The sequence below is a fragment of the Hymenobacter rigui genome, from assembly GCF_003944715.1.
GTDB lineage: Bacteria > Bacteroidota > Bacteroidia > Cytophagales > Hymenobacteraceae > Hymenobacter > Hymenobacter rigui.
This window is the reverse complement of record NZ_RWIT01000004.1, coordinates 226,632-237,588: the sequence shown is the minus strand read 5'-3', so window position 1 is coordinate 237,588 and position 10,957 is coordinate 226,632. Positions and strand designations below refer to the sequence as shown.

Sequence of the window (10,957 nt, the reverse complement as noted above, 5' to 3'; positions counted from 1 at the left end):
TCTGAGCGGCCTTTTTGCTTGCGTCTCATTCACACTTTATGCGCTACCTGTACCTTCTCTTATTCTTTATTTCGGCCCCAGGTTTCGGATACGCCCAAGCGCGGCTTAACCTCCGTTTTGAACCCGAGGCCAACCGCCATCAGCCATTCCTGTTGTGGCATACCCGGGTTCCAGCCCTGTCGGCGCGCGTTGTGCGGCTGGATACCCTCACCAAAGCTGCCAACGGCCGGGGCAGTCTGCTCCTGGATTTGAGTACGGCCGAGGAACCCGTGGGCGGGGCTATGTACACCAGTATCCGGCCTGTTGATTCCCTGCGCGGGCACACCGTTACCATCAGCGGACAGTTCCGGACGCAGAATTTTACCGGCAAAGCCTTTCTCTACGCCCACGCCCAATCGGCCACGGCGGGCGAGAATCTGGCCAGCAACGACGACTTCACGACCCCAGCCCTGTCGCCCAACTCAGACTGGCACCGTGTGCAAATTCAGCTGCCTGTACCGGCCGGAGCCACCAGTCTGCTGTTAGGGCTGCGGTTTCTGGGCCAGGGACGCGTGTGGCTGGATGACGTGCGGGTGGAGTGGGGCTCCGGCCAACGCTACTCTGATCAATTGCTACCCGGCACTGAGCCGCTGCTGCTTACCCCCACCGCCCGCCAGCCCGACTGGGACTTTGAGCGCCGCCCAGCGCCCCTGCCCGACCTGCGCTACCGTGCCGTTCCCGACTCGGTGGAGCCCGCGCACGGCCGTTACAGCCGACGGCTGGAAGCCGGCCGTACGGTTCCGGCCTACGCCTACCTCGGCCAGACGCCACTGGACTCCAGCCTACGTGGCAAAACACTGGTGGTGCAAGGCCACGTACGGTACGCGGCAACTACGCCCACACCCGCGCTGTACTATACCCTGCTGGCCGAAAGCATGGGACCGGAAGGTAGGCGCGGAGCCCAGGAGGCATTGCGGATGATACCCTTGCCTGCCAGCACATCACAATCCGGTAGCGGATGGCAGCCGTTTCGGGTTGAAGTGCCTATCAACTGGAATGCCTACTACACGCAGTTAGTGCTGGGGCTGCGCCTGGCGGACGCGGGACCGGTGTGGATTGATCATGTGCAGCTCCTGGTAGATGGCAAGCCCTACACCTCCCCGCCCGACCATGCCACCCCGCCTCAGCCCACAGCGGCAGAGCTGGCCTGGCTTCGGCAGGCCGCCATACCGCTGCGCACTAGCGTACCCGATGCCGGCGACACCAAAGACCTGACGGCATTAGGGATGCTGCTTGGCAAAGCACAGGTTATCGGATTAGGCGAAATGACTTACGGCTCCCGCGAAATTGCCCAACTGCGTTACCGCCTGCTCCGTTACCTTGTTCAGCAGAAGGGCCTGCGTACGGTAGCGCTGGAAGCCGATGCTGCAGCCTGCCTCGCCCTGAACGATTACCTACAGACCGGCCAAGGCAACCCACGGCAGCTGGTGCAGGCGCTGGGCTCCTACAACTCCCCGGAAACCCTGGCTTTGGTACAATGGCTGCGCACTTACAATGAGGGCCCTACCGGCAAAGTACAAGTGTGGGGACTGGAATGCCGGCAGCCGGCAGCCTTAACGGCATATCTGAAGGAAATGCTACCCGAACGCGCTACTGCTTTACGCGCACGGCTGGACGATTTAGGCCGCGAACTACAACAGTTGCCCGCCGCGGCTATCCACCTGAACCCATTCACTGAACCAGGCAAAACCGATGCTAGGCTCACCGCAGCACAGGCTGCGCTACAACAGGTTGGCATGGCCCTGGAGAAACAAAACCGCCTCAGCGGCAGTCTGCTTCTGTCGGAAGTTGCTCTGCAACGACAACTGCTGCTGCTGCTGGAGCAGTTTGCCGGCCAGCATACCCTCGACCCGGATCTGGCCGACACCTATCGCGCCAACACCCTGGCGGAAAACATACATTGGCTGCATCAGCAAGCCCCCGACAGCCGGCTGATGGTACTGGCGCACAACACCGTGCTGGCTGCCACCAATGGCACCGGCCAGCGGCTACGGGCCACGTACGGCCCCGACTACGTGGCACTGGGTATGGCCTTCAACGCCGGAAGTTTCCGCATGGAAAACGGTACTGCCGGTTTCCGTACCGCCGTAGCACCGGCCGCTGAACCGGGCAGCTACGAGTACTATTTCCAGGCGGCCCGGCTACCTCTCTCCTATCTCAATCTACGCGCTGTTCCACTTACCCCGGCCACGCAGTGGCTGCACCAGAACCTGCTGTTGCGCGACGTGGGCTATGCATTGCCGCTGACCCAGTTTCTGCGCCACGACCTGCGCCGGGAGTTCGACGCCGTGCTATTCATACCTGCCACCACAGCTCTCCAACCGCTACCCTAGCTTTATATCATTCGCAACGAATCCAGGCTGATTCGTTGCTGCTTCCAGCCCGGACCCAACAACCTCCGACCCTTTCCCAACAACCCGGACAATCGTCCACAAAATCCGTGGAATCCGCTCAACATCCGTGGAATCAGTGATTACCTTTGCCCCTGTGAGGAAATCAGTTAAAAACATTCCCGCGGAGCTGCTCCGCGAAGTCGAAATTACCGACATGGTGGCCGAGGGTAAGTGCCTGGTGCGCCGCGAGAACCTGGTCATCTTTGTGACGCAAGTGGCCCCCGGCGACGTGGTGGATCTGCGCGTGACCAAGGCCAAAAAGAACTTCCTGGAGGCCGTACCCACGCACTTCCACAAGTATTCCGACCTACGGGTGCAGCCGTTCTGCGAGCATTTCGGCACCTGCGGTGGCTGCAAGTGGCAGCACCTGGGCTATGATACCCAGCTCAAGTTCAAGCATCAGCAGGTGGCCGACACACTGCAGCGCATCGGCAAGGTGGCCCTGCCCGAAATCCTGCCCATCCAGCCCAGCCCGGCCCAGACCTACTACCGCAACAAGCTGGAGTACACCTTCAGCCACAACGGCTGGCTTACCAACGAGCAGATTGCCAGCGGCCACGACTACGACCGGCGCGTACTGGGCTTCCACACGCCCGCCCGCTTCGATAAGATTCTGGACGTGAACCATTGCTGGCTGCAGCCCGACCCCAGTAACCAGATCCGGCTGGCTGTGCGCGACTACGCCCACGAGCATGATCTGCCCTTCAATAACCTCGTGACGCAGGAAGGCTTCCTGCGCAACCTCATCATCCGGACGGCCAATACCGGCGACCTGATGGTGATTCTGCAGTGCTACTACGCCCACGACGCGCTGTTTCCGCTGCTGGATTTCCTGCACGAGCGGTTCCCGCAAATCACCTCCCTCAACTACGTGCTCAACGACAAGGGCAACGAAACCTTCCACGACCTGGAGGTGGTGTGCTACAAGGGCGAGCCGCACATTCACGAGGAAATGGAAGGACTGCGCTTCCGCGTCGGCCCGAAATCCTTTTACCAGACCAACTCCGAGGGCGCGTACAACCTCTATAAAATCACCCGCGACTTCGCCCAGCTTACCGGCTCGGAGCTGGTGTATGACCTCTACACCGGGGCCGGCACCATTGCCAACTTTGTGGCACGGCAGGCCAGGCACGTGGTAGGCGTGGAGTATGTGGAATCGGCCGTGAAGGACGCCTACATCAACTCCGAAATCAACGGCACCACCAACACCGAGTTCTACGCCGGCGACATGAAGGACGTGCTCAATGCCGAGTTCATTGCCAAGCACGGCCGCCCCGATGTGGTCATCACCGACCCGCCCCGCGCCGGCATGCACCCCGACGTAGTGGCCCGCCTCCTCGAAATGCGCGCCCCCCGCATCGTGTACGTCAGCTGCAACCCCGGCACCCAGGCCCGCGACCTGGAGCTGCTGGACGAAGCGTATAAAGTGGTAAAAGTGCAGCCCGTAGATATGTTCCCGCATACGCACCACGTGGAGAATGTGGTGCTGCTGGAGTTGCGATAATTATTGTTATTTGCCACAAGTTAATATAGACATATTATGATAGAAAAAATCACAAAATATTTACCGTTATTATATATAATTTTGACAGCATTAGGCTTATTAAAACAAACTATATATTATAGAATATTTAATGTTAATATAATAGAATACATACAAATAACAGAGGTTTTAACCTTATTAACGAATGATATAATTTTATATATATTAATATTTTTTATCTGCATTATTACAATATTTTTACTAAGCAATACAGATTCATTTGATGAACATCAGCTGCTAAAAGTCTACAACATGCCATTTTGGCAAAGACACATAGCATTTTCCAACAAATTATCATGGGCTATGTTCCTAACAACTATAGGAGGAGTATCGTCATTGTTAATATCAGGCCAATATTATAGACTAACAAGTATAGTAGCGTTTACTTTCGCATCTTTTTTTTCATTTGCATACTTGGTTGTTACACTAGAGATATGCAGGGCATTTTTTAATCATACTCAGAAACCAAACACCAATATAGCTATTTCAATTCAGATATTATCTACATTTATTTTTATCTTAATAACTGTTGTTACGAAATCAGGTTTAGATATTAAGTTTAGAACTAACAAGCCTGATATAGAATTGTATACAGAACAGATTGGAAATCCAGTCAACAAAAACCACATATACATTGGAAAAACAGACAAGTATATATTTGTATATAACTACAAGAATCATAAAACAGAAGTATATACCACAGATTTCATTAAAAAGATAGTCATCCTAAACTAACAACATGGACTACACCAACGACCCTGAACTGAACGGCAAATACCTTGGCACCATCACCAAGGACTTTGCTACCGTTTCCGATACGCTGAGCGAGGCTTCCTCGCAGATCCGCAAGCGGGATATTTCCAAGTATCCCATCTTCGTGTTTGCCCGCCAGGAGGTGCCGCTGGGCGGCCTGCTCATCAACGCCGACGAGCTGAACCTGGAGTGGCACGTATTTGCCAGCTACCTGGAGCTGTTCGTGCAGCAGGGCATCATCAACGAGAATGGCATCGAAGCCTTCCAGCAAACCTACCGCGACGCCGACGAGTACTGCTGCCTGTTTGTGCTGGACGAGGAGTTCACCAACTTCGTGTACGTGCCCTACCCGGAGGACTAACCGTCATTGCGAGCGGAGCGAAGCAATCCTTTCTTTTCTGAGCACTCAACGATGACCTAAGCAAAAGCCCTTACTCCTACGTAGGAATAAGGGCTTTTCTTTTCTCAAGGCTTGTCGCGTGGCGAAGGAAAGATTGCTTCGTCGTGCCTCCTCGCAATGACGGGAGGCTACTCGAAGTGCTGGAAGCCCTGGGCGCGCAGCGGGATGGGCTGGCCGGACTTCGTAATCAGATTGGCGCCCTCGCTCTTGTCCACCATGTGGCCGATGATGGTGATATCGGGGTGGTTTTTGATTTTGGCGTGGTCGGCGAGAGGTACGGTGAAGAGTAGCTCGTAGTCCTCGCCGCCGTTGAGCATGCACATGATGGGGTCGAGGTTGAACTCGTTGGCTACCTCCAGGCTGGGGTTGGCAATGGGCAGGTTTTCGGTGAACACGCGGGCCCCGGTGCCGCTGGCCTGGCAGAGGTGCAGCACCTCGGAGGCCAGCCCGTCGGAAATGTCAATCATGCTGGTAGGCACCACGCCCAGGTCGCGCAGCTCGTGCACCACGTCCATGCGGGCCTCGGGGCGGAGCTGGCGCTGCAGCACGTAGGGGTATTTGCTGAGTTCGGGCTGGGTTTCGGGGTCGGCTTGCCAGGCTTGCTTTTCGCGCTCCAGCACTTGCAGGCCCAGGTAGGCCCCGCCCAGGTCGCCGGTTACGCAGAGCAGGTCGTTGGCACCGGCTCCGCTGCGGCGCACGGCTTTGCCCGCTTCGGCCAGACCCAGCGCCGTAATACCGATGGTGAGGCCGGCGCGGCTGCCGGTGGTGTCGCCGCCTACCAGGTCCACATTGTAGGCCTCGCAGGCCAGCCGGATGCCTTCGTACAGCTCCTCCACGGCCTCTACTGAGAACCGGGCGGGTACACTCACGGCCACTACAATCTGGGTGGGCAGCGCATTCATAGCGGCCACGTCCGATACGTTTACCGCCACGGCTTTGTAACCCAGGTGCTTCAGGGGGCAGAACGTGAGGTCGAAATGCACACCTTCCACCAGCAAATCGGTGCTGATAACCACTTCCTGCCCGGCTGGGGGCGCGAGGATAGCCGCATCATCGCCAATGCCCAGCACGGTGCTGGGCTGCTGCAGCTGCACGGTTTCCTGAATCCGACGAATCAGACCAAACTCTCCTACTTTATCTAAAGGCGTCATATACTCACTGATTTTGCTGCTTACGCAGATTACGCGGATTTCCTGCCCGACGGTGCAGGCCGGGCAAAGGTACGAACAGCACACCGCTCGGGGCTACAGTTACTATCGGTTACGTTGGCCGCGCACACCCTCTGCCAACAACAACGCCCACGACAAGTCGCGGGCGTTGTTTGGCTGCACCGAGGCTATTCTGTGCAACCAGTGTAATCCGTAAAATCTTTGATTTACTTCACCATCAGCTCTTTGTACACTTTCAGCTGGCCATCCTGCGAGATGAACTGCACGAAGTACAGGCCGGGCGTAAGGCGCGAAATGTCCAGCGTTACGGTTTCTTCGCTCAGGCCGCGGGGCTGGGCCGTGATGCGCTGGCCGAGGCCGTTCATCACCGTTACCGAGCCAACTTTAGCGCCTTTGATCTGCACGAAAGCTTTGCCGCTGGCGGGGTTCGGGAATACGCTGATAGACGAGTGGAATTTCTCCAGCGTTTTCAGCGGGGCGTACGTGCCGTAAGGGCCGGTGTAGTCGTTGTGCTCACCCAGGCGAGAATAGCTCTGGGCAGCGGGGTCCTGCACACCGCCGGGAAAGGCCGTGGAATACGACTGCCATTCGGCCGAAATATCGTAGCCGGTGCGGGCCGTAGGCGTGCCGCCCTGGGGCTGCGGGTTGGTGCGCGTGCCTATCGAAACCGACGGACGACGAATCAGGGACTGGTTAGCCGAGGTAACCAGGGTGCCGCTGGCATCTTGGGCCGACCACGACGTGCCGGGGTCCTGACCGATTACACCGAAAATATCTACCAGTATAGCCGTGCCCTGGCCGGCCGTAGCGCCCGTCCAGCGTACCAGTGCCAGCGCATCGTTGCCGTTGAAGTAGGCAACACCGCTCTTCACTAGCGTATTGGCACCGGCCGTGCCATATGGGAAAGCCCCCAACTGGTCGGCATTGTTCAGAATAGGCGTGATGGTGGCCTCCCCGTTGGCGTACACGAATACGTCGGCTGAGTTCAGCACGTTGGCACCGGTGGTGCGCTTGAGTTTCTCTTCTTCCGATACGGCAGTAGCACCGTTGGAATACCGACGAATGGAATATGCTTCCAGGTTTACGGCACCCGTGGTGGGGTTGAAAATTTCAACAGCCCGCTCGTTGCCGGATGAGTTGGAGATACCACCGTTATAGCTGGTGCCCGACTGGTGGGCTCCTTCGTCGTACTCGGAAAGGAAAAGTTCAGTGCCTTGGCCAAACGAGGCAGTGGCAGCTGCCAGCATCAGGGCCGAAGCTAGAATGTAGCTCTTTTTCATACTATTAAAACAAAAAGGTGTGGATGAACCGAACACAAAGATAGGGCAATTGCGGTGCCTTTGGATAATCCGAAGGCAGGAAAAACCCGGCCGCCACGGCGAAGCTCCACAAAGATTTTTCTACTAACTATCAGGCTGTAAAGCACTTTCCGCAAATCAACTTTCCGGGGCTGCTTTAACAGGCGGCGTGGGCATGGTACTGCCACTCTCCTTTCCGTACCGCTGTGCCCTGATTTCAGCTGCTGGTTTGCCCCACAGTTTGTTCTTTTAGCGTGATTGAGTGTTTTTTAAGGAAAATTCGTTGGTCTGGTGTACTCTTCAGCTTCTGCCTATCTCTCCCGTATGCTGCTCATGCCGCGCTTTGCTTCTCTTTTGCTGCTGCTGGCAGCCCTTACCACGGTTAGCTGCAACCGTACTCCCAAAGCCATCGACCCCGCTTCGGCGCAGGCCGTGAAGGTGCAGCTGGATATTCTGCAGGATTCCGTGGATGCCCGCTGGAGTGAAATGGTCGCTTCGGATGATGCCAAGCTGCATGATACCCGACAGCTGCTGCGCGAGCTGACCACCCAGCCCGGCACCAACCGCCAGCAACTGGCCCAGCTGCAGTACGCCAACGACCGGCTGCCGCGCCGCCGCTACACGCAGCAAACCATGGCCGAGTCGGAGCGGATTGATGCCTATGATTCCGCCCAGGACTCCCTGTTACGGGCCGTATACGCCCTGCTGCCCACCACGCAGGAGCCCCCCGCTCCCATCAAAACCCTCACCGACCAGATTCAGACGGCCGATGGGGACCTGGTGAGCTTCCGCGTGCGGTACGACCAGGCCGCCATGCGCTTCAACAACTACCTGCAGGTGCATGCCGCTGAGCTGCAGGAGCTGGGCGGAAAGTACACCAAGCTGCAGCCCCTGCCGCTGTTCACGCTGCAGAAATAGCTTCGTCGGCGGCCCGTTTCGGTTTCGCCGCTACGGGCAGGTTGTATGGATAGCGGGAAAGAAGTACCTCGTGCGGAGCGCAATGAAGCCTCTTGCTCGGCTGAGGCCGCTCTTGCAGAACGCAGGCACCCGAGTTGCTCCGCGGCACTCTGCACAACGCCCTGCCGCCCACACTGCCTAATTGGACATCGGATAAAAGCGGGCCGCTGCTTCAGGAACCGGGAATTTGATGGCACCTTTGTGGTCCGTTTTCCAAGAGCCGCCCGTGATGAACGCCACTGAGCAAGAAGAGAAAGAATACCTGGAAGAAATCAAGGAGCAGCTCACGCTGGCCGTGCGCCGCGTGGATGATGCCGTGAAGCAGTTTTCCAGTGAGCTGCGGCAGAAAAAACAGTACATCCACGAGCATCAGTCGGGCATGGACGAGGCCGATATGGTAGCCGCCGACCAGTCCATCAACCGCATGGCCCTCACGGGCGAAGGCGCGGTAGCCCGGAAGCGCCGCCTGCTCAAACTGGTGCAGTCACCCTATTTCGGCCGCATTGATTTCGGCACTTCCAGCCAGCCCGCCACGCCGGTGTACATCGGGGTGCATTCCTTTTTTGATGAGCAGCAGCGCCGGAATCTGGTGTACGACTGGCGCGCGCCCATTTCCTCGCTGTTCTATGATTTTGAGCTGGGCGAGGCTTCCTACGCTACGCCATCGGGCCCGGTGCACGGCCACATCGACCTGAAGCGGCAGTATAAAATCCGGGACGGCCGCCTGGAGTTTGTGCTCGACAGCGACGTGAACATTCACGACGACGTGCTGCAACAGGAGTTGGCCAAGTCCTCCGACGATAAGATGAAGAATATCGTCGCCACCATTCAGCGCGACCAGAACGCGGTAATCCGCAACGAGGAGGCTACAGTGATGGTAATTCAGGGCGTGGCCGGCTCGGGCAAAACCTCCATTGCCCTGCACCGCATTGCCTTTCTGCTCTACCGCTTCCGCGAAACCATTGCCGCCAAGGATATCCTGATTATTTCCCCCAACAAGGTCTTTGCCGACTACATTTCCAACGTGCTGCCCGAACTGGGCGAAGAGCACATTCCGGAAATGGGTATGGAGGAGCTGGCCGCCGATCTGCTGGAAAACCGCTACTCGTTCCAGACCTTCTTCGATCAGGTTTCCGCGCTGCTGGAGCACCACGACGCCGCCTTTATCGAGCGGATTCGGTTCAAGTCGTCGTTTGAGTTCCTGAGCCAGCTGAACCAGTACCTGCTGCACATTGAGAATACCTACTTCACCGTAACCGAGCTGCGGGTGGGCCGCACGGTGGTGCCGGCGGCCTTTATTCAGCAGAAGTTCCGGACCTACCACCGCGTGCCGCTGCTGAAACGGTTTGCGCTGGTTGCCAACGACGTGCGGGCCTTCGTGCGCGACGCGGCCGGCCGCAAGCTCACGGGTCAGGAAAAAGGCACGATTGGCGAGGCCCTGCCCCGCATGTTCCGGCTGCACAACGTGGTGGACTTATACCGGGACTTTTACCGCTGGATCGGGCGGCCCGAGCTGCTGAAATTCCACCCCGGCCAGCGGCTTGAATACGCCGATGTATTTGCCCTGATTTACCTGCGCATCCGGCTGGAAGGCCTGCCCGGCTACGACCACGTGAAGCACCTGCTAGTGGATGAAATGCAGGACTACACGCCGGTGCAGTACGCCGTGCTGTCGCGCCTGTTCCACTGCCGCAAAACCATCCTCGGCGACGTCAGCCAGACAGTGAACCCCTACAGCGCGTCCTCGGCCGAAACCATTGAACGGGTGTTTCCGCAGGCCGATGTGGTAAAGCTCTACCGTAGCTACCGCTCCACCGTTGAAATTACGGCCTTTGCTCAGCGCATCACGCCTAACCCGGACATTATTCCGCTGGAGCGGCACGGTCCCACACCTGCGGTAACCCGCTGCGGGAACCGGCAGGAAGAGCTGGAGGCCATTCGGCAATTGTTAACGGATTTCCCTGCCTCCGCCAGTCACTCGCTGGGCATTATCTGCAAAACCCTCCGGCAAGCCGAGCAGGTGTATGAGGCGCTGCAAGCCCCCGGCGTGTACCTGCTCACCGACGAATCCACCAAGTTCAAAGAGGGCGTTATCATCACCACGGCTCACCTGGCCAAGGGGCTGGAATTTGATGCCGTCATCGTGCCTTTTGTTTCCGCGCGCAACTACCGAACGGACGTTGACCGAAGCATGCTGTACGTGGCTTGCACCCGGGCTATGCACCAGCTTACGCTCACGTATTCGGGGGAGCTTACGGCTTTCCTGTCAACCAATGGTGTCGAATAATGTCTGGGCCGCCTGAACGATGCAGAAGAACGTCATGCTGAGCGCAGCCGAAGCATCTCTCCCGCTTCGTTGAAAAACAATCTTGCGTCAGCACGCGAGATGCTTCGGCTGCGCTCAG

7 protein-coding genes are annotated in these 10,957 nt (G+C 57.6%); 5 read left to right on the top strand and 2 right to left on the bottom strand.

The genetic code is table 11. From position 1 onward, the window contains the following. Nucleotides 1-38: 38 nt before the first annotated feature. The 3 genes from EI291_RS10125 (at nucleotide 39) to EI291_RS10115 (ending at nucleotide 5,089) form a co-directional block, all read left to right on the top strand. Complete coding sequence (locus EI291_RS10125; protein WP_125419698.1) at nucleotides 39-2,372, top strand: erythromycin esterase family protein; 2,334 nt, start codon at nucleotides 39-41, stop codon at nucleotides 2,370-2,372. A gap of 154 nt (nucleotides 2,373-2,526) precedes the next feature. After that, entirely contained in the window at nucleotides 2,527-3,936 is a 1,410-nt protein-coding gene (gene rlmD / locus EI291_RS10120; RefSeq protein ID WP_394343378.1) for a 23S rRNA (uracil(1939)-C(5))-methyltransferase RlmD, read from the top strand. 778 nt (nucleotides 3,937-4,714) lie between these two features. Beyond that, nucleotides 4,715-5,089: a hypothetical protein gene (locus EI291_RS10115; RefSeq protein WP_125419697.1), complete on the top strand. Its 375-nt coding sequence runs from the start codon at nucleotides 4,715-4,717 to the stop codon at nucleotides 5,087-5,089. 167 nt (nucleotides 5,090-5,256) lie between these two features. Here the strand turns inward: EI291_RS10115 and thiL are convergent, their stop codons facing one another. Together thiL and EI291_RS10105 are read right to left on the bottom strand one after the other, a co-directional pair. After that, nucleotides 5,257-6,279 carry a thiamine-phosphate kinase gene (gene thiL, locus EI291_RS10110; RefSeq protein WP_125419696.1) on the bottom strand — a complete coding sequence of 341 codons (1,023 nt, stop codon included), beginning with the start codon at nucleotides 6,277-6,279 and terminating at the stop codon, nucleotides 5,257-5,259. Nucleotides 6,280-6,503: 224 nt separating this feature from the next. Beyond that, nucleotides 6,504-7,577 carry a T9SS type A sorting domain-containing protein gene (locus EI291_RS10105; protein ID WP_125419695.1) on the bottom strand — a complete coding sequence of 358 codons (1,074 nt, stop codon included), beginning with the start codon at nucleotides 7,575-7,577 and terminating at the stop codon, nucleotides 6,504-6,506. A gap of 342 nt (nucleotides 7,578-7,919) precedes the next feature. Between EI291_RS10105 and EI291_RS10100 the strand changes: the two genes are divergently transcribed. Beyond that, a complete protein-coding gene (locus tag EI291_RS10100) occupies nucleotides 7,920-8,513 on the top strand; it encodes a hypothetical protein (protein ID WP_125419694.1) in 594 nt (197 codons plus the stop codon). 268 nt (nucleotides 8,514-8,781) lie between these two features. Then, complete coding sequence (locus EI291_RS10095) at nucleotides 8,782-10,839, top strand: HelD family protein (RefSeq protein WP_240635481.1); 2,058 nt, start codon at nucleotides 8,782-8,784, stop codon at nucleotides 10,837-10,839. The last annotated feature ends 118 nt before the right edge of the window (nucleotides 10,840-10,957 follow it).

Bases quoted from the DNA above. Each gene is read 5' to 3' on its own strand.
- EI291_RS10125 (WP_125419698.1), top strand. From the start codon at position 39: ATGCGCTACCTGTACCTTCTCTTATTCTTTATTTCGGCCCCAGGTTTC.
- EI291_RS10115 (WP_125419697.1), top strand. From the start codon at position 4,715: ATGGACTACACCAACGACCCTGAACTGAACGGCAAATACCTTGGCACC.
- thiL (WP_125419696.1), bottom strand. From the start codon at position 6,279: ATGACGCCTTTAGATAAAGTAGGAGAGTTTGGTCTGATTCGTCGGATT.
- EI291_RS10105 (WP_125419695.1), bottom strand. From the start codon at position 7,577: ATGAAAAAGAGCTACATTCTAGCTTCGGCCCTGATGCTGGCAGCTGCC.
- EI291_RS10100 (WP_125419694.1), top strand. From the start codon at position 7,920: ATGCTGCTCATGCCGCGCTTTGCTTCTCTTTTGCTGCTGCTGGCAGCC.
- EI291_RS10095 (WP_240635481.1), top strand. From the start codon at position 8,782: ATGAACGCCACTGAGCAAGAAGAGAAAGAATACCTGGAAGAAATCAAG.